The 19,744-nt window shown below is 45.3% G+C and carries 13 protein-coding genes; 9 read left to right on the plus strand and 4 right to left on the minus strand.

Annotated elements, in window-relative coordinates; genetic code table 11:
• Nucleotides 1-67 precede the first annotated feature (67 nt).
• The gene (locus G9G53_RS17305) at nucleotides 68-2,161 is read right to left on the minus strand and encodes a pectate lyase family protein (RefSeq protein WP_165149304.1); all 2,094 of its coding nucleotides are present in this window, start codon (nucleotides 2,159-2,161) and stop codon (nucleotides 68-70) included.
• A gap of 375 nt (nucleotides 2,162-2,536) precedes the next feature.
• Between G9G53_RS17305 and G9G53_RS17310 the strand changes: the two genes are divergently transcribed.
• From G9G53_RS17310 to G9G53_RS17345, 8 genes are all read left to right on the plus strand, one after another.
• On the plus strand, nucleotides 2,537-3,055 hold the full coding sequence (locus G9G53_RS17310) for a ClbS/DfsB family four-helix bundle protein (RefSeq protein ID WP_165149306.1): 519 nt from the start codon (nucleotides 2,537-2,539) through the stop codon (nucleotides 3,053-3,055).
• Between the two features lie 78 nt (nucleotides 3,056-3,133).
• Nucleotides 3,134-3,769, plus strand: coding sequence for a uridine kinase (gene udk, locus G9G53_RS17315; RefSeq protein ID WP_013308305.1), 636 nt, complete (start codon nucleotides 3,134-3,136; stop codon nucleotides 3,767-3,769).
• A 260-nt stretch (nucleotides 3,770-4,029) separates the two neighbouring features.
• Entirely contained in the window at nucleotides 4,030-5,589 is a 1,560-nt protein-coding gene (locus G9G53_RS17320) for a response regulator transcription factor (protein ID WP_165149308.1), read from the plus strand.
• A 38-nt stretch (nucleotides 5,590-5,627) separates the two neighbouring features.
• Nucleotides 5,628-7,439, plus strand: coding sequence for a cache domain-containing sensor histidine kinase (locus G9G53_RS17325; RefSeq protein WP_165149310.1), 1,812 nt, complete (start codon nucleotides 5,628-5,630; stop codon nucleotides 7,437-7,439).
• Between the two features lie 386 nt (nucleotides 7,440-7,825).
• Nucleotides 7,826-9,115: an ABC transporter substrate-binding protein gene (locus G9G53_RS17330; RefSeq protein ID WP_039274127.1), complete on the plus strand. Its 1,290-nt coding sequence runs from the start codon at nucleotides 7,826-7,828 to the stop codon at nucleotides 9,113-9,115.
• 101 nt (nucleotides 9,116-9,216) lie between these two features.
• The gene (locus G9G53_RS17335; protein ID WP_013308301.1) at nucleotides 9,217-10,113 is read left to right on the plus strand and encodes a carbohydrate ABC transporter permease; all 897 of its coding nucleotides are present in this window, start codon (nucleotides 9,217-9,219) and stop codon (nucleotides 10,111-10,113) included.
• On the plus strand, nucleotides 10,110-10,934 hold the full coding sequence (locus G9G53_RS17340; RefSeq protein WP_013308300.1) for a carbohydrate ABC transporter permease: 825 nt from the start codon (nucleotides 10,110-10,112) through the stop codon (nucleotides 10,932-10,934). The genes G9G53_RS17335 and G9G53_RS17340 overlap by 4 nt, the downstream gene beginning before the upstream one ends.
• A 53-nt stretch (nucleotides 10,935-10,987) precedes the next feature.
• Nucleotides 10,988-14,032 carry a glycoside hydrolase family 2 TIM barrel-domain containing protein gene (locus G9G53_RS17345; protein WP_165149312.1) on the plus strand — a complete coding sequence of 1,015 codons (3,045 nt, stop codon included), beginning with the start codon at nucleotides 10,988-10,990 and terminating at the stop codon, nucleotides 14,030-14,032.
• A gap of 181 nt (nucleotides 14,033-14,213) precedes the next feature.
• On the opposite strand, the gene G9G53_RS17350 is transcribed toward G9G53_RS17345, so the two are convergent.
• The 3 genes from G9G53_RS17350 to G9G53_RS17360 form a co-directional block, all read right to left on the minus strand.
• Nucleotides 14,214-15,032: an alpha/beta fold hydrolase gene (locus tag G9G53_RS17350; RefSeq protein WP_165149314.1), complete on the minus strand. Its 819-nt coding sequence runs from the start codon at nucleotides 15,030-15,032 to the stop codon at nucleotides 14,214-14,216.
• 229 nt (nucleotides 15,033-15,261) lie between these two features.
• Complete coding sequence (locus G9G53_RS17355; RefSeq protein WP_165149316.1) at nucleotides 15,262-16,200, minus strand: YwqG family protein; 939 nt, start codon at nucleotides 16,198-16,200, stop codon at nucleotides 15,262-15,264.
• A 153-nt stretch (nucleotides 16,201-16,353) separates the two neighbouring features.
• Complete coding sequence (locus G9G53_RS17360; protein ID WP_165149318.1) at nucleotides 16,354-17,247, minus strand: AraC family transcriptional regulator; 894 nt, start codon at nucleotides 17,245-17,247, stop codon at nucleotides 16,354-16,356.
• Between the two features lie 130 nt (nucleotides 17,248-17,377).
• Between G9G53_RS17360 and G9G53_RS17365 the strand changes: the two genes are divergently transcribed.
• Entirely contained in the window at nucleotides 17,378-19,636 is a 2,259-nt protein-coding gene (locus tag G9G53_RS17365; protein ID WP_165149320.1) for a glycoside hydrolase family 127 protein, read from the plus strand.
• The last annotated feature ends 108 nt before the right edge of the window (nucleotides 19,637-19,744 follow it).

Consider the following 19,744-nt stretch of genomic DNA (forward strand, 5'->3'; position numbering starts at 1 on the left):
GTGTTTAACCAAAAAAGCAGCCAGAAACAGAGCATATCTGTCCTGGTTGCTTTTTTATATGGCCTACCTATTCGGAATCTTCTTCTACTATTGCATTTTTTGTAACGGACGTATTGTACACCGTTTTGAGCCAGTTTTCACTCGACCAGTTCAGCTTGCCTGCACCCGCACCATCCTTGGCCTGCAATTGAGCAACCAGGTTAGCAGGGTCTTCGGCTGTATAGCTGTATGGCAACGTTGTGAACCCATTCCAAGAGAAGCTCTTGGCCTTCGCAGGATAAGGGGCTAACGGGCTATTCGCCTCGTCACTGCCTCCTCTGAATACGGTACCGTTATCCGAAAGGATAACGTCCTCGGCTTTGATTTTACCTGTGTAATCGGCTTTGTTAGGATCTTTTTGATTATTACGCACTGGAGAAAACACATCAATTAAATAAGACTTTTCTAGCAATACCGCGCCGTTTTCTGTTGAAATTGCACCATTACCCACGACATCAAAATGGTATCCCTTTGCGGCAATTGCTTTAGCCATGTCAGAAGTAATTCTTTTTTTGGCTCTGGCCAATCCGACATCGTCCATAACGATGTTATATGCATGAGCATTACCACCACGCAGACGAGGCATGCGATCCTGAATATCCAGGTAGTAATTATGATGCAGCGTCACTTCCAGATCTGCATTGTCGGAAGCCATTTCCGTAGCACCGATCAAATGCGCTTTCTTTTGTCCGGCAGCAATATCAATGATATCTTCTTTACTCATGCCTACTGCGCTGCTTCTCAGATAAGCGTACATAGGATAGGAAGACTTGTCTGCTTCCATCGCGTTGACTTGTTGGGTTACCCAGCTGTTGGAGCTGCGGTCATCTCCTTTGAACAAAGACCAGGAAATCGTAACTCCGTTACTACCTTTTTTCACATCTATCAGACCATCATAGGCTTTGTTAAATGTGCAATGGTCGATCCATACTTTGGAACTTGTACCTTCGATGGTAACATAATCCCAGTCATTCTTATCATAGTTCCCTTTGGTTGCTTCATCCCACTCCCAAAGTTCATCAAATTCGAGGTTACGGAAAATCAAATTAGAGCTTCTTTTGATGACAAAACCGGCATGTTTGATTTTCGCACCATTGGCAGAGAAAATCGTAACCCCATTCATATTTTCGATATAGACTTTGCTCACACCTGTCTTTTTCAGAACAGGATGCGTCTGTACAGGATTGTTGGCACTAAAAGGCATTACTTTGGCAGCACTAGGAATTTCATTCCAACCGAGATCAAGATCGTTCATAATCTCAATCACTTTAACTTTGCTGCCTTTCTTCAGTGCTTCGTTGAGATCTACAGCGTTGTAAACCTTTTTGTAGTTGGCATCTGTATCTGCAATGTTGCCACCACCTGTATTCCCATACGAAAAGCCAGTCAAATTATAGTTATTTTTAGAGGTTACATCAGTGTCCACTCCAGGAGTCGGTTTTTCTGTACCTGGTGTTGGATTCACAGGCGGTGTTCCTGGATCTACCTCAGAAGAAGCACCGGATACAATCACATTATCGAATTCGGCAGCTGCTTTGGAGGTCACCAAACCAATGGCTCCAGCAGTGAGGCTGGTGTCTGTTGCGGACAGCTCCAGTTGATCATTGACATACATTTTGATTTCCGAACCGGATAGTTCCAGCTTAACTCTGTACCATGTATTCGTGTCCAGTTTGTATTTTTTATTGGTAGCCAGTGTCTTCATAGAGCCTTTGACTTTTTTTCGAATCTCAAGCGCTCCGTCATTCTTGCTGTACAACGATGCTGCGTAGAAGTTGTTGGAATCTGTGTATCTACCTGCAACGTAGACTCGATTGGAGCCATTAAAATCATTTACATATACATCTGCTTGCACGCTATAGTTCGTCCATGAGGCATTACCCTTAACGGAATGGCTTTCGCTTCGACTAGATTGCTGGTATGTAGAGCCATTCCCATCCTTGACCACAGACCAGTTCCCCGAATCCGCGGTCCAGCCTTGAGCTTTTCCTTGTTCGAAATCATCACTTATCTGTAAATTCCCATCCGCATGTGCATGACCTAGCAACGGTAATGATAAAGACAGTACCAACGTACTGCTTAACATTACACTTGCACATTTTCTTAGCAAACTCGATTTCATATAACAATCCCCTTCTTGGTTAGATTCATGAATACTAAAGCAAAGGTTGCACCGTTCATCGGACATGACCTGCCCCAACGGTATATAACGTACTGATGAAGAGAATAATATCCCAACACCAATGAGGGCCCTCAAGCGCTATACTCCAATAATTATAGGCATTTAAATATATATTAAAATATGTCTAATTACTTATCTTTTGTCTTAATCTTTCAATTAATTTTGCATCCTGTTTCGTGAACACGCCAAATTCTGTTTCATAAAATCACAAAAAACGATATTTTTTTATTTTTGAATAAGACATACAGTTGTCATATTGGGAATGGTACATATAAAGGGGTGAGTATCATCCATATCATTTAAAGGAGCGATGAGATGTCCAGCTACGACTACGCTTCCAAATCGGAGTTAAAGGAAGCCATTCATGCCTCCTACTTACGATTTGACGGTGAGTTTCAGGAGATCGACGAGAGCCAAAAAGATATTCGTATCCCTGAAGTAGATAAAACACCCGCAGAGATGATTGCCTACCAGCTCGGATGGCTTCATCTTGTCATGACATGGGACAGAGACGAACGGGAAGGAAAAACCGTCATCATGCCCGCCCCCAATTATAAATGGAACAGACTAGGCGAACTATATCAATCATTTTACAAGACTTACTCCCACCAATCTTTACGCGAATTACGCGATATGTTCAAGTTGACTGAGCAAAAGTGGCTGGATTGGATCGACACACTTAGCCACGAAGAGCTCTTCACTCAAGGCGTTCACAATTGGACGGGTACGAATCCAAACTGGCCCATGGCAAGATGGATTCACATCAACTCGGTGGCACCGTTTAAAACATTCAGAGCCAAGATACGGAAATGGAAGAAATACAAAGTTCAATAGTGATGAAAAAAAGTGTGCATTGTGCTACAATACTTGAGTTGTATCGGGATACATTTAGGGAAGGGTAAGTGAAACGCCATGCTTATTATTGGTATTGCCGGCGGTACAGGTTCCGGTAAATCGACGGTAGCACGCGCCGTCGTTGAGCGTCTGGGATCTAATAAAGTGACTTTCATATCTCAGGATAACTATTATAAAGACCATTCACATCTGAGTTATGATGAACGTGCTTTGGTCAATTATGATCATCCGTTTGCCTTTGACAACGAATTGCTTATTGAGCATCTCCAATGTCTGAAAAAAGGACAAGCGACACAAGCGCCCGTGTATGATTTTACGGTTCATGCCCGCTCCACGGACGAGACGGTAGAGCTTCTGCCAAATCATATCGTTATGTTGGAGGGTCTGCACGTACTGTCAGACGAAAAGCTCCGCAGTCTGCTTGACATCAAAGTATTTGTGGATACGGACCCTGATGTGCGTATTCTCCGTCGGGTTCTTCGCGATATTGAGGAACGCGGCCGCACCATCCATTCGATCCACGATCACTATCTGACTACGGTTAAGCCGATGCATGAGGCATTTATTGAGCCTTCCAAGAAATACGCTGACCTGATCCTTCCTGAGGGAGGACACAATGAGGTTGGCATTCAACTGCTGTCTATTTTGACTGAAAAATATTTGGCAGGAGATCGGACTTGGGGTACTGTATAAGGTAATCCCGGTTGTTTAAGGCTGTCGAGGTTTTCTCGGCTGCCTTTTTTGTGTTTTATATGCCATTCGGACTATTTTTTTTTGGAATCCCCGTGTGGTTTATGTTAGCATGTAAAGGTTAAATGCTTTAGATTCAAGCTAAGTTGGAAGCGTTATCAAATATGTGCCTCAGATGATATGACGTCCACGTGATGGAGGTCTTTTTTGAATCAGGATTTTTGCAAAATCCTCGAATAGGTATAATTACGGAGAGTGCTGCCATGAATGAGCTATGCAACATTTTGATTGTGGATGATGAGATATTGGTACGGCAAGGAATTAAACACCATTTATCGTGGGAACAGTATGGATTTCGAATTGTAGGTGAAGCTTCTAACGGGAAAGAAGCATTGGAGCTGATTGAAACCTTGCGCCCTCATATTGTCATTACAGATATCGTAATGCCGATCATGGATGGCGAGGAGCTGACGCGCATAGTCAGACAGAACTATCCAGATATCGAAGTCATTGTACTTAGCAGTTACGGTGAATTTAATTACGTGCGATCCACCTTTCAGCAAGGGGTTGCTGACTATATTTTAAAGCCCAAGCTGGACACGGATGAGCTGCTCCAAGTGCTCCAGAGAACCGCTCGCAAAATTCCATCCATTCAATATCAGGCGGATGCTGGGAATAGTCAAATTACGATAGATCATGTGATCGAAAAGCTGATCTCCGGGTATAGCATGGACTATGACGCCGAGCTGCTGAAGCAAGCATTCCCTTATGCCCGTTTTGCGCTCATAGGTATAGAACAGTCGGTACAGCAGGATAAAGGGCGCTCCATCTCTGCCTCGGACCTATTTTCCAAGCTTACAGATCGAGTATCCTCTGCCTGTGAGCGCATCGTACTGCGACAACTGCCGTCTGATGCCTATGCGGCTGTGTTTTTAGCCAATCTTGATCCACGGGAAGTAGACGCCTGGATGGCTGCGGTTAGGGAAGTTGCTCAGGAGACAAAGCGAGTCGATCCACAGACAGGCTGGGCAGTTAGCCATTTATTTGATGAGTTCAATCAGATTAGTGTCGTCTATCAGGATGAACTGCCAAAACTGCTGAGTTACCGCTTTTATTTCCCAGGAACAGCGCTGCTCATAGAAGACGAACTTCCTCAGCCTGTACAGGTGAACAGCTCGTTCAACTTAAAACAGTTTACAGAAGAGATGAAGCGTGAGCATTTTGATACAGCTTTTCAGGATTTGAGATCCTATGTAGCCGCCATGTCCGGTAACTATACCTCTACCGCTTTTGAATTCAAATCGCTTCTCGGAAATATCGTGTTCAACATTACGATTTTGCTCGGGAACCAGGGGTATGATATGAAGGAGTTGGATGCGGCGAAATATTCCTATTTCAAAACAATTAATGATGCCCCTCATGTACATGAAGCCGTGCGCCTTCTGGAGACTTTTTTGGAGGAAGCGAACAGACAGATCATGGCTAAAACGCAGCAAGGAAGCAGCGCAAGCATGAAAAAACTGCTGGAGTATATTGAGGAGCATCATGCTGAAACGCTCAATTTGACGACACTTGGGCAATATTTCCACTTTAACCCTTCCTACTTGTCCAGTTATTTTACGGCACACCATACAGAAGGTTTTAGCGAGTATCTGAACAAAATTCGGGTTGAAAAAGCAGCAGAGTTACTACGGTCGGGGACGATGCCCATTTCGGATATTAGCAGCACGGTAGGCTATTCGGACCCCAGCTATTTTACCAAAGTGTTCAAAAAAGTGAAGGGTTGCTCGCCCAGTCAGTACCGCCGGGAGCATCTCTATTAGAGAGTAAGCCACATCTGCCAGCAGAAAAGAGATTGAATATGAAAAGATATATCCATAAGATCAAATATCAAGGTCTGTTCTTCAAAATCTTTATTGTTATGGTGGTCAGCATCACTGCGGTGTCCTTGCTGACCTCTTTGGTGACGATTCGAATGTCTGAACGACTTTTTGCGGAGACATTCAGTATTACAAATGCCAAGGTACTCAGCCAGATTCAATCCAGCTTTGAATCCTTCAATGATTCCATCGTGAATGCCGTAACCCATGCTTCGGAAAATGGAACGGTCAAGAACTATCTGACTGGCGGTCAATCTGACTCGATTAACTCGGCGAGGACTTACTTCGGAATGGCACAGCAAATGAAGCAAATTAAATCGAACGTCGATGCCTATGATGTTGGTGTCGCTGTAACTGGTCTGAACGGTCGGAGCTTTTACTCTGACTCATCCTATTGGCCTGTAACTGCGGAAGAGCTTAAAAGCAGTGCGATTACAGCCCAAAGTGTAGCACGACCGGCACAGCTTATGTATCAATTGGATACTGAATTATTTCAGCAACAAATGAATACCACCGCGCAAAAGCCAACACCCTATATCATCGCCTCCAAACCATTTATGGAGCGGACCAGTGGCACCCTGTACGGCATGATCTACATCGCTATCCGAGAGCCTGAATTTCGCCGTTTCTACAACAATTTCACGAGCAACGGCAATGATGTGCTTATTTTGGACAAGTCGGGATTAATTGTATCAAGCAACCGCCAGGACCTGATCGGACAACGCTCCAGTGAGCTGCTAGGCTATGCCACAAAAATCAATGAACAGGGATTGAACTACATTAATGCGGATGTGATGAATAAGGAGAGTATCCTCCTTTCCAACTATATCCCTTCATTTGATTTTTATCTGGTGAACATGATCGACAGACAAGCCGCGATTGGGCAAATTATTGACGTTAAATCCGTTGTCTGGATCTGCATTGCCATCGTACTGATTGCTTTGGTGATCGTTTTTCTGATATCCCGTCGACTAATTCGTTCCCTGACTCGACTGGTGAAGCAAATGTCGACCATACGTGAGAAAAATTTTGATAATTATATCCCGGTAACAGGCAGCTATGAGGTTAGACAATTAAGTCATGCTTACAACTACATGTTGGATGAACTAAATGACTATATCCGTAAGCTTTTAGAGACGCAAAAAGGCCAACGAAACGCAGAGCTTGCTGCACTACAACGGCAGATCAATCCGCATTTTCTGTACAATACACTGGCTTCGATCAAAATGCTGGTACTCAAAGGAAACAAGGAAACAGCCGCCGAAACGATCAATGCGCTCATTTCCTTACTGCAAAATACAATCAGCAATGTGAGTGAAACAATCACCATCGAGCAGGAAATGGCCAACATGCAAAATTATGTGTTCATTAACCATGTGCGCTACGGGCAACGGGTACAAGTGAATTATTTTGTATCACCCGATTGTCTGGAGTACCATGTGCCCAAGCTCATCATTCAGCCTTTTATCGAAAACTCCTTTTTCCATGCGTTTAATGAAAAAAATGTAGGCCACATCTATATATTGGTGTCCAAAACGGAGGATACATTGATCTGTGAGGTGGTCGATGATGGAGACGGTATGGATTTGGACGGGCATACAGCGCAAGACGGACTACCAAATCCCAAGAGCAAGCGCCAACTGTTCACAGGCATCGGCATCCAGAATGTGCACAACCGCATTACCCTTTTATATGGAGAAGAATACGGCGTGACCATCTCCAGTAAAAAAGGCGAGGGCACCAAAGTAAGAATGACGTTGCCACTGATCGTGAGATCAAACGACTCCAAATAGATGTACACGAAGCGCCACTACGCGGTCGGATGGTGCTTCCCATCGCTGTTGTACCCAGATTTCTTTAGTCAAGTTATAAAGGTTGAAATCCGGGTACAAAGGCGACCGCTACGCTTGTACAGCACCATTCCGCCCACTCCGTTCTTGTTCCACCTTCTTTGTCTTTAGTTCATGATCATAAAAAAATACCTAAATCAAAAGAAAATACTAATGTAAGCGGTACCTTTTTTCATAAATCATAATAATAAGACCAATCCGTATAAAGATATTCCTAACACCGACAAAGTATGGATGGTACACTAGATTTACAAACAAGGTAACCGCTTTCATTCAAGAGATTTAGAACTAGCAAGCAACATATAAAAAAAGAGTAGGGGTTGAACAAAATGAAAAAAATGACTTTCCTTCTGCTGATTGCAAGCTTGATCTTGCTATCCGCATGCTCCAGCAATTCCGAGAAAGCAGCTACTACAACAGATTCAGGCAAAAAAGAAATCACCGTCTGGGCTTGGGACCCGAACTTTAATATCGCAGCCCTGAAGCTGGCAAAAGATCGCTACGTTGCGAAACATCCAGATGTAACCGTAAACATTGTTGAATATGCTCAAAACGATATCGTACAAAAAATGAATGCCGGCCTTAACTCCGGATCTACCAAAGGATTGCCGAACGTGGTTCTGATCGAGGATTATCGGGCACAGAACTTCCTGCAAGCCTATCCTGATTCTTTCCATGATATGAGCAGCACGATCAAAGCATCCGACTTCGCTGATTATAAAATCGGACCGACTAGCTACAATGGCAAGCAGTACGGTGTTCCATTTGACTCCGGTGTTATGGGACTGTATGTAAGAACAGATTATCTGGAACAAGCTGGCTACAAAGTAGCGGACCTGACCAATATTGATTGGGACAAATTTATTGAAATTGGTAAAGCCGTAAAACAAAAAACAGGCAAAGAAATGCTGACTCAAGATCCGAATGACCTCGGTCTGATCCGCGGTATGATCCAAACTGCAGGTTCATGGTACCTGAAAGAAGACGGTAAAACACCAAACCTGGCTGGTAATCCAGCTCTGAAAGAAGCGCTCTTGACGTACAAATCCTTGTTCGACGCCAACATTGTTAAAATGAATGCCGACTGGAGTCAGTTCTTGGCTGCATTCAACAGCGGTGCAGTTGCTTCCGTACCTACAGGTAACTGGATTACACCTTCGATCAAAGCTGAAGCTTCACAATCCGGTAAATGGGCCGTTGTTCCTTTCCCTAAGCTGAAAAATATACCTGAATCCGTGAATGCTTCCAGCCTCGGCGGCAGCTCCTGGTATGTCCTCAACTCGGACGGTCAAGATACCGCTGCTGATTTCTTGAAAGAGACATTCGGAACAGATCCAGAGCTGTATCAAGATATGCTGAGCAAAATTGGAATTGTCGGTTCATTGAACGCAGCTTCCAGCGGTAAAGCTTATGACGTGGAGGATCCGTACTTCGGAGGCGACAAAGTATATAAGAAATTTGCAGAATGGACTAAACAAGTTCCAAAAGTCAATTATGGTCTGCACACGTATGCCATTGAGGATATCATGACCGTTGAAATTCAAAACTATCTGAACGGAAAAGATGTAGACGCAGTTCTGAAAGATGCTCAAGGACAAGCGGAAGCACAGCTTAAATAAGACAGTCCATCTAGCCAAGGCTAAATAATAAAACGAAAAGCACTTAAAACCTTGGGCTTGCGAGTTCAAGGTTTTATTGCTGCACAGGGAGTTGACATGGTATGAAGACAGCCGCGCCCAAAATAACTACAACACGTCTCAAAGCAGGTATGACAGGATGGTTGTTCATATCCATCGCAGTGATCATGATCGCCGCTTTTTATTTCTATCCGATGATTCAGGCGCTTATCTTGTCCTTTAAGACAGGTACAGGGTCTAATCTGAGCTTTAACGGCATTGATAACTACAAGCGACTCTTCACCGATAAAATGTTTATAACCGCCGTGAAGAATACGTTTATCTATTTAATTTTCCAGGTGCCTTTGATGGTCATTCTGGCTCTGTTCATTTCGGTATTGTTGAATGATAAAAACCTGAAATTCAAGGGCTTTTTCCGCACCGCTATCTTCTTGCCGTGTATCACATCCCTTGTAGCCTATTCCGTTGTCTTCAAGTACCTGTTCTCGTCCGACGGTCTGGTAAACTCCTTATTGCTGAATCTGCACGTGATTGGCACGCCCATCCAATGGATTACAGATCCTTTCTGGGCCAAGGTTACGATTATTATCGCGATCACATGGCGCTGGACTGGTTATAATATGATCTTTTACCTGTCCGGTCTTCAGAACATTGACAGTTCCATCTACGAAGCGGCCCGTATTGACGGAGCTTCCCCGATCCGACAGTTCTTCAGCATTACGGTTCCACTGCTTAAGCCGATTATCCTGTTCACTTCGATTACATCAACGATTGGTACACTCCAACTCTTCGATGAAATTATGAATATTACCAAAGGTGGGCCAGGGAACGCGACATCTTCAATTTCGCAATATATTTACAATCTGTCCTTCAAGTATTCATCCGACTTTGGTTATGCGGCGACCGTATCTTATTCCATCGTCATTATGATCATTATCTTGTCGATTATCCAGTTCAAAGTGGCAGGTGAGAAAAAATGATGAAAACAAAAAGAGCATTTACGTACGCCTTTCTGATCCTTGTGTCGTTCGTTTCGATTTTCCCGTTCCTGTGGATGCTATCCAGCGCCACGAACCTGTCGGTCGATGTGACCAAGGGCAAGCTGCTGCCTGGCTCCCATCTGATGGATAACATGCACAATTTGCTTGAAAAAGTGGACATCGTTACCGCACTCAGTAACTCTGCAAAAGTCTCCATCTCAACTACGCTGCTGGCTATGCTAATCGCGTCATTGGCTGGTTATGGCTTTGAAATTTACAGAAGTAAAGCGAAAGACGTTGTCTTCAATATCCTGCTGATGTCTATGATGATTCCGTTTGCGGCGATCATGATCCCGCTCTACCGGATGTTCGGCAGCATTTCTAATGTCATACCGTGGATCGGTATTGATACGCTCTCTTCTGTCGTCATTCCGACCGTAACTACGGCGTTCCTGATCTTCTTTTTCCGTCAAAGCACCAAGATGTTTCCCAAAGATCTACTGGAGGCAGGTCGTATGGATGGATTGTCCGAGCTGGGTCTGTTCTTCCGGGTATACATGCCTACAATGAAAACAACCTATGCCGCTGCCGCGATCATCACATTCATGTCCAGTTGGAACAACTACCTCTGGCCTCTGATTGTGCTGCAAACGCCGGAAAATCAAACGATTCCGCTGTTGATCTCGAACCTCGGCTCCAGCTATGCACCGGATTACGGTGTCATCATGATCGCCATTGTCCTGTCCACACTTCCGACTGCACTGGTATTTTTCCTGATGCAGAAACACTTTGTAGCGGGCATGGTGGGTTCGGTAAAATAACAGATTTCTGTGTCCGTTCTTCATTTCAATTTTAAAAATAAGGAGTGTTCGCCTTGACCATCCAACCCCCTAGTCTGGACTGGCTGACCGACGTAACCAAATTTGCTGTACATCGGCTGCCCGCCTATTCCGATCACAAATATTACGCTACGCTTCAGGAAGCGGAGCAGCAAGCTGATATGGCTTGGCGTCATAGCCTGAATGGGAGCTGGAAGTTTAACTATGCAACAAATCCAGCCAGCCGTCCGGTAGAGTTCTATACTCCTGGCTTTGAGTACGGCGGCTGGAGTGATATTCAGGTGCCGGGTCACATTCAGACGCAAGGCTTTGGCCAAATGCAGTACGTGAATACGATGTATCCGTGGGACGGACATTCGGACGTTCGCCCACCCCATATTCCGGAGGATCACAACCCGGTCGGGAGCTATATCAAAAGCTTCGTTTTGCCGGAAAATATGGCTTCCGACGCGCAGCCTGTGTTCATTTCTTTCCAAGGCGTCGAGTCGGCTTTCTATGTATGGTTGAACGGACAATTTGTCGGTTATAGCGAGGACAGCTTCACGCCGTCTGACTTTGAACTGACACCGTTCTTGCAAGCTGGCGAAAACAAGCTGGCGGTAGAGGTATATCAAAGAAGTACAGGGGCATGGCTGGAGGATCAAGACTTTTGGCGTTTTTCCGGTATTTTCAGAGACGTATATCTCTATACCATCCCTACGGTTCACGTACGTGACCTGCATGCCAAGGCAGATCTGGATGCTTCCTACACACAGGGCCTTCTGGAGCTGAAATTGACCTTGGAAAAACCAGCAACTGCCTATGCAACTGTCGATGTGAAAAATGCTGTCGGCCATGTTGTAGCTTCTTTGAAAGCTGACTTTACGGATGGCACCGCTTCGCTATCAGCCACCTTGGAGCAAGTGCAGCGCTGGAGCGCGGAGAAACCCTATTTGTACACGTTGTTCATTCAAATTTATGATGCCAGTGGATCGCTCGTGGAAGTTATTCCACAAAAAATCGGCTTCCGTAAATTTGAGTTGATCAACAAGGTCATGCATTTGAACGGCAAACGTATCGTCTTTAAAGGTGTGAACCGCCATGAATTTAACGCTCGCACCGGACGTGCGATTTCCCGTGAAGATATGCTGTGGGATATTCGGACGCTCAAGCAGAACAATATGAATGCTGTCCGCACCTCTCATTATCCAAACCAGACTCTGTGGTATGAGCTATGCGATGAGTACGGAGTCTATGTAATTGATGAAATGAACTTGGAAACACACGGTTCCTGGCAAAAACTCGGTGCCGTCGAGCCATCGTGGAATATTCCTGCCAATCTGCCTGAGTGGCAAGATATCGTCATGGATCGCGCCATTTCCATGCTGGAACGGGACAAAAACCACGCGTCCATTCTGATCTGGTCCTGCGGCAATGAGTCGTATGCAGGCGAAGTGCTGCGCAATGTAGCTAACTATTTCCGAACCACCGATCCGAGCCGTCTAGTGCATTACGAAGGCGTGTTTCATAACCGTACGTACGATGATACTAGCGATATGGAGAGCCGGATGTACGCCAAGCCTGCAGATATCGAGCAATACTTAAACGATAATCCACAAAAGCCGTATATCAGTTGCGAATATATGCATGCGATGGGCAATTCCGTAGGCGGCATGCACAAGTATACCGAGCTGGAAAACAAATACGAGCTATATCAGGGCGGTTTTATTTGGGATTATATTGATCAGGCTGTTATGAAAAAAGATCGCTATGGACGCGAGTACCTCGCGATCGGCGGCGACTTTGACGACCGTGCTACAGACTATGGCTTCTGTACGGACGGAATTGTCTATGCAGATCGGAAGGTTTCGCCGAAGATGCAGGAGGTCAAATTCCTGTATCAAAATCTGAAGCTCACCCCGGATCGCAGCGGTGTAACCATTCGCAATGAAAACCTGTTCGAAGGAACGGGGGACTACGAGCTTGTATACAGCCTGCTGCATGAGGGCCAAGAGATCGCACGTAATGCCATTCATGTGGATGTGGCGGCTCAGACCGAAGCGTATATTCCACTGACGTTCCCAAGCACAGACGAGAAGCCCGGTGAGTACGTCATTCACACCGCTCTGGTTTTGAAGGAAGCGACGCTCTGGGCTGAGGCTGGACACGAAGTGGCCTTCGGACAGCATATTTTCATCGTGGAAGATCCAAATCCGCTGCAGCTCCCTACGGTCGGTGCCTTACGAGTGGTGCATGGCGATGTAAATATTGGCGTTCACGGTGCAGATTTCAGTATCATGTTCTCCAAAGGAGCAGGTAGCCTGACTTCACTTCGCTACGCCGGACGTGAGATGATCGCTACACCTCCTGCTCCATTGTTCTGGCGGGCGACCACAGACAATGATCGGGGAACCGCACTGGGCTTTGAAGCCGGTGGCTGGTTCGCTGCAAGTCTGACACGTAAATGCGTGGGCATCGAGGTCACGGAAGAGCAGACAGACCGTGTAACTGTTGCATTCCGCTACACGCTGAGCATTCATACGGACGCACAGGTAACGGTAGCCTACACCGTCTTGGCAGATGGCAGTCTGAACGTAAAATCGACTTATGAAGGCGTCTCAGGACTGCCTAACCTGCCGATCTTTGCCCTTTCGTTCAAGGTTCCGGCAGACTACCGCCATCTGGACTGGTACGCGATGGGACCGGAAGAGAATTACATCGACCGTGCCTTTGGCGCGAGACTAGGCGTATTCCGCAACGAAGCTGCGGATAACGTATCCGGGTATGTCGTGCCGCAGGAATCCGGCAATCGTACAGGCGTGCGCCGTGTCGATATTACCGACGATTCCCAGCGAGGCATTCGCATTACTGCACCTGCCACCGCGCCTGTGGAATGTAATATTTCGCCGTATACAGCGTTTGAGCTGGAAAGTGCCTACCATCTATATGAGCTACCCAACGTGTACTATACCGTTGTCACCGTAGCTGGCAAGCAAATGGGCGTAGGCGGCGACGATAGCTGGGGAGCCCCGGTACATGAAGAATACCAAATTACAGCCGATCAAATGCTGGAATTCGAGTTCACCGTGCAGCGGATATAAATAAACTCCCCGTATAGGCAAGTATATATAACAAAAGCCCTTCCGCTGCTTCCCTGATGGAAAGCCAGAAGGGCCTTTGCATTTTATCATTCCAATCATACTGTCAGCAGAAAATAAAGTCCTAGGTTTTCGTTGTTTCATTGAATCAACGTTTCCCGTTAGTTCATGGATTAATATACAACTAAAATCCAAACTCTGTTACTCTTTCAAGCCACTCACGCATAAGTGACTCAAATAATAGAACCTGTTCAATCTGAAGATTATGCCCTGCTCGATCTAAAACGGCGAAGGTTGCTCTAGGATAATTATCTAAAATTCTAAAAGCATCTATGTAACCAACGACTGCATCTTGTCGCCCAAGAGTAAATACTGTTGGTTTATCAAAAACTAATTTATCTATATTGGTGGAAAACCCATAGTTTTTTTGAATCTTGCTAAGAAAATCGTAGTCAGCGATCTTACAACCTGCCACTATCTCTTCAGAATACCTTTTCCAATTATATTCATTGAGAACGACTTGATTTGCGCTAAAATCACTTATTTGCTCTTCACTTAAGGTGCCCATAAACTCGCGATCACAATGAACAACAAAATGCTCGGGCAGTATTCTTCTTTTGTGTTCAGGAATAATTAATGGACAAATCAGAGCAGCTCCACCAATACGATCTTTATGTCTATTAATTATTCCCCTTGTAATATATCCACCGTACGATTCGCCTGCTATGAGATAATCCTCGTTTGGGACAAGAGTTTCAATAAAATTTATAACTGCTTCTAGCATATCATCTGAATTACATATTTGATCGTAATCCTTTGTTTGTCCCATTCCAGGCAGGTCAAGATAGATACGACGCCAATCGGAATTACCTTCAAATATCGGTTCCATGCACCCACTCATTAACCGATGGTCTGGTGTAAAACCATGAATCATTATAATCGGTTTGCCTGTACCAATTTCCTCGTAATATATATTGGCATTCTTGACTTTACAATATGGCATACAGACCCTCCAAAATTGAGTTATTTATAAAATTCTTACACCAAAGAAGAATCTACATTGTTTTATCAAAAAAAACAGATCTCCGGTTCGTTTTGATTATATACTCATATATAACACATGTAAAGAACGCTTGTTCCCTTTTCTTATTTCTAGAGTTAAACTAACCTGCCCGTAAGCTGAATGAAACACCGTCCGTTTAATACTTTATTTTCCCAGTCTAGAACTTTAGCTAGCTCGTAGCTAGATTGACATATGTTCGCGTGAAGTCAAGGTTTTGCAAGTCTCTTTGATCTATAAAAAATTCCAAATACCCTGCGTCCCACCAGCACATACCAACCTCGTCCAAAGAAGAGACCGAGAGCAGAACATGCCAATTTTCCGAAGCCTGATCGTGCTTTTCCCGATTCGTTTGATATTCTTGTAGCTGAGGCAGCACTTCGGATCGTAAATGCTCCGCATAATCCGTACTTCCCCTATGCGTAGCTTGCTCGATTTCCTTATGAATCTGACTCTCACTCTTATGCCAGTTAAACAGAAGACCCTCAAGCCCGTTTCGGCGTAGATAAGCATCCCGCCGGGTGTTCCCTGCAAAAGATTGATGCTGCCCCCACACCGTGTCACTTTGTTCACATACAAGCTCATACAGCTCTTCGTACTGATCTACAAGAATATCTCCTAGCTCACCCTCCGACCGAAGGGTAATAATCGGCTGAAAGGAAATCGCATAGGCGGTGAAATCTCGTTGCTCTGCCGAAACCTCTACGCACCCAGCGGGCGGTAATGTTTTCTGCAAAGCGCTGCTGTCACCGTTATAGTAAAAGATTTTATGGTCAATATCATAGGCGGGCTCATCCAGCCCAAGAAAAAAGTATAGTATGCCCTGATGAGGCAATCCCTCAAATGGTGAAAAAGGCAGCTCACTCAAATTAATTTGAGCAATAAACGTATAATATTCCCCGTCTAAATTACAAGGCCACTCTATCGTGGGTGGCAGATCTGGATAGCCGGCGATCCGACTATTTCCAATGTGTTCGTAGTTTTCCTCATGCTCCACATGAAATTGTATAGCAGCTTGTGCTTCCTGATGAATCTCTTCTTTTAAATCTTCATCCAGTGAATACCCTTCCAGTATTCGAGTCAGTTCATCCTTTAATGGTGGTTGTAGCATCTCGCTCGCCCCTTTTTCATCAAGTAATAACATAGCCTGCAACCATTTAAACCCTTCCCTCAGATTACCATATTAAGTGACTCCGTCAATTGACCAAATACTGCACCAGTTGCCTCCTATGGACGGTGGCACCCAACTTTTAGTAGAAATGCGCTAGACATTGTTCATAAATGTTTTGTGATAGGCATTCCGGTATTGGGAAGGAGTCATGTGGGCTCTCTTTTTGAACAAACGCATAAAATACTTCTCATCGGTATAGCCTGCCTCTTCGGCAACCTGCTTAATGCTCATATCTGTACGGGAAATCAACTCTTTGGCTTTGTTGATACGAATACTGTGAATGAACTCCAAGGGGCGCATACCTGTGTTTTGCTTGAACAAACGAGAGATATAATCCTTGTTATAATTGAATTTTCGAGCTAAATCCGTCACGGTCAGCGGCTCTTCGGCATGAATTCGGGTCCACTCAATAATTTTGTTAAAACTCACATTCCCCTGTGAATGAGCAGGATTGGAAAGCAAGCGGCTAAGCGCCAGTTCTGATATCTCGATCAGCAGCGAGGTGAACAAATAATTGGCACTGTGATACGTAAGATAATGTGAGTTGGCTACATGCAAAATCTGATTGACGATAATATGAATCCGATCCCCGTTGTCTGCCTGTACACTTTGCGGTAAATAGATATCACGCATCACACCGTGACGCTGCAAAAGCCCATCCAAAGCACTTGTTTCCTGCTTCATTTCCTCATTAGATAGTACATTCGGGATCATGGGAACATCGAAATGAAACCAATAAAATTTCACGCCCGGCAACGATTCCCGGTATCCTTTATGCGTACGACCGGGGTAAAGCAATAGAATATCTCCCTCGCCTACTTCAAAGTCATCCCGTTCCTCTCGTATATATACCGTCTCTTGGACACCCAGGATCAGCTCAAAATTATCAATGGAGCGACTCATATGCTTCCAAGGCACCTCGGAAACAAACTCGCCTGCCGAGATCAGTTGGATCGGAGCATCTACATTTACTTTTAGATAGGTCATGTTATCGCCTCTTTAGATTCATGTTCGGATTTGTCCACCCATTGTATGGTTAAGCTACTGACATACCGCGATTCCAATGCTAATGTAGTGGAGAAATATACACTTTCATCTTAGCTAAGGAGCGATGATTTTGAAAGCTAAAGCTTTTGACTTGCATAAAGTAAGAATTGATTCCGGCCCACTTTTACATGCGATGGAATTGAATACGGCCTACCTGCTGAGTTTGGAACCCGATCGTTTATTATCGCGCTTTCGTGAATATGCGGGACTGGAGCCCAAAGCGGCTCACTATGAAGGCTGGGAAGCGCGTGGCATCAGCGGACATACACTCGGTCACTACCTGTCCGGCTGTGCACTGATGTTTGCCTCCACAGGCGACGAAAGACTGTTGGAACGCGTGAACTATGTAGTCGACGAACTGGAGATATGCCAAAACAGTCATGGAAACGGATACATTTCCGGCATTCCACGTGGGAAAGAGATTTTTGAGGAAGTAAAAGCCGGAGATATCCGCTCCCAGGGCTTTGATCTGAACGGTGGCTGGGTGCCGCTATATACCATGCACAAACTTTTTGCGGGCTTGCGTGATGCCCATCTGCTGGCGCATCATCCCAAGGCCCTGTCTATAGAAATCAAACTCGGCAACTGGCTGGAGGATGTACTTCAAGGACTGGACGATGATCAGGTGCAGCAGGTGCTGCATTGCGAGTTTGGCGGTATGAATGAGGTTCTAACGGATCTGGCGGAACATTCGGGAGAAGAACGCTTTTTGAGTCTGGCGGAACGCTTTTATCACGGAGAGGTGTTAAATGATCTCGCAGATAGCCAAGATACGTTGGCAGGGCGACATGCCAATACGCAAATCCCCAAAATCATTGGCGCTGCACGGCAATTTGAAATGACGGGGAAACCGCAATATGCGGACCTATCTCGCTTTTTCTGGGATCGGGTGGTTCACAAGCATTCCTACGTGATCGGCGGCAATAGTTATAATGAACATTTTGGTGAACCTGGGAAGCTGAATGACCGTTTGGGCGAAGGTACCTGTGAAACTTGTAACACCTACAATATGCTGAAATTAACAAGACATATGTTCGAGTGGGACGCCTATGCAGCCTATGCCGACTACTATGAACGAGCGATGTTCAATCATATTCTAGCTTCACAGCAGCCTGTAGATGGACGTGTGTGCTATTTTGTATCGCTGGAAATGGGAGGACACAAGTCCTTTAATTCTCAATATGAGGATTTCACATGCTGTGTCGGGTCCGGTATGGAAAGTCACTCCATGTACGGCACTGCAATTTATTTTCACACGCCAGAAGCGATCTATGTCAATCAATATGTCCCTTCTACCGTGACATGGGACGAGATGGGCGTACAGCTCAAACAAGACACTCTCTTTCCGCAAAATGGACGGGGAACGCTGCGCGTTATCAGCAAGCAGCCCAAATCCTTCGCGATCAAGCTAAGATGCCCGCATTGGGCGGAGCAAGGGATGCTGATTAAAATCAACGGGGAAGAGTACGTCACAGAGGCCTGTCCTACCAGCTACGTTGTAATGGAACGGGAATGGAGCAATGGGGATACGATCGAGTACGATATTCCTATGACCGTGAGAGTCGAGGAAATGCCGGATAATCCACACCGAATTGCTTTTATGTACGGCCCGCTTGTACTGGCTGGGGACCTTGGCCCTGTTGAACAGGAGTCCAACGAGGAACGTCTGCTTGCGTCTGTTCTGATCGGATCGACCGATTCCCTGACAACGAAGCTGATTGCTGACGGGAACGAGCCTAATACATTCCATATGACCGACTTAGGCTATATCGGAGACTTGCAGCTTCGTCCGTTTTATCAGATGTATGATCGTTCATATACCGTTTATTGGGATCTCTTTTCCAAGGACGAATGGACAGCAACCGAGGCAGAATATCGTACCGCGTTAGCGTATCAGCTAGAGCTGGAACGACTTACAGTGGACGTTGTGCAGCCTGCCGAAATGCAGCCTGAACGGGATCATGCCTTTACTGGAGAGCATGTAGGTCTAGGGTCCATCTATAACCGCAAATATCGCGATACCTGGCCTGGGGGCTGGTTCTCTTTTGTCATGAAGGTGCTTCCGGATGAGCCTGTCCAATTGGCGGTTACTTATTTGAAGGACTTGAGCCGTCCCCATAGTGAGTTTGACATCACTGCGGATGGCCTGATTTTAGGGGAAGGCAAGCTGGAGTCTGAGGAAATGAATAAATTCGAAACGTTCGTCTATGAGCTTCCTCTATCTGTGACGAACCACAAGAATGAAGTTACGATTCAATTCAAGGCCCATCCACAAGGCAAAGTGGCGAAAGTAGCTGGATTACGAGTGATTAGACACTCTATTGTATGATCAAATTATCTATATAAATCTACTATTCCGCCTACTGCGTTTTGATGTTCGTTTTTTTAAAGGAAGCTTATAAAACAACAAGCAGACGCTCCTATAAGCTGTCTGCTT

This window comes from Paenibacillus sp. EKM206P (genome assembly GCF_011066155.1).
GTDB lineage: Bacteria > Bacillota > Bacilli > Paenibacillales > Paenibacillaceae > Paenibacillus > Paenibacillus polymyxa_D.

Bases quoted from the DNA above. Each gene is read 5' to 3' on its own strand.
- G9G53_RS17360 (WP_165149318.1), bottom strand. From the start codon at position 17,247: ATGACCTATCTAAAAGTAAATGTAGATGCTCCGATCCAACTGATCTCG.
- udk (WP_013308305.1), top strand. From the start codon at position 3,134: ATGCTTATTATTGGTATTGCCGGCGGTACAGGTTCCGGTAAATCGACG.
- G9G53_RS17355 (WP_165149316.1), bottom strand. From the start codon at position 16,200: ATGCTACAACCACCATTAAAGGATGAACTGACTCGAATACTGGAAGGG.
- G9G53_RS17335 (WP_013308301.1), top strand. From the start codon at position 9,217: ATGAAGACAGCCGCGCCCAAAATAACTACAACACGTCTCAAAGCAGGT.
- G9G53_RS17340 (WP_013308300.1), top strand. From the start codon at position 10,110: ATGATGAAAACAAAAAGAGCATTTACGTACGCCTTTCTGATCCTTGTG.
- G9G53_RS17350 (WP_165149314.1), bottom strand. From the start codon at position 15,032: ATGCCATATTGTAAAGTCAAGAATGCCAATATATATTACGAGGAAATT.
- G9G53_RS17305 (WP_165149304.1), bottom strand. From the start codon at position 2,161: ATGAAATCGAGTTTGCTAAGAAAATGTGCAAGTGTAATGTTAAGCAGT.
- G9G53_RS17310 (WP_165149306.1), top strand. From the start codon at position 2,537: ATGTCCAGCTACGACTACGCTTCCAAATCGGAGTTAAAGGAAGCCATT.
- G9G53_RS17320 (WP_165149308.1), top strand. From the start codon at position 4,030: ATGAATGAGCTATGCAACATTTTGATTGTGGATGATGAGATATTGGTA.
- G9G53_RS17330 (WP_039274127.1), top strand. From the start codon at position 7,826: ATGAAAAAAATGACTTTCCTTCTGCTGATTGCAAGCTTGATCTTGCTA.
- G9G53_RS17325 (WP_165149310.1), top strand. From the start codon at position 5,628: ATGAAAAGATATATCCATAAGATCAAATATCAAGGTCTGTTCTTCAAA.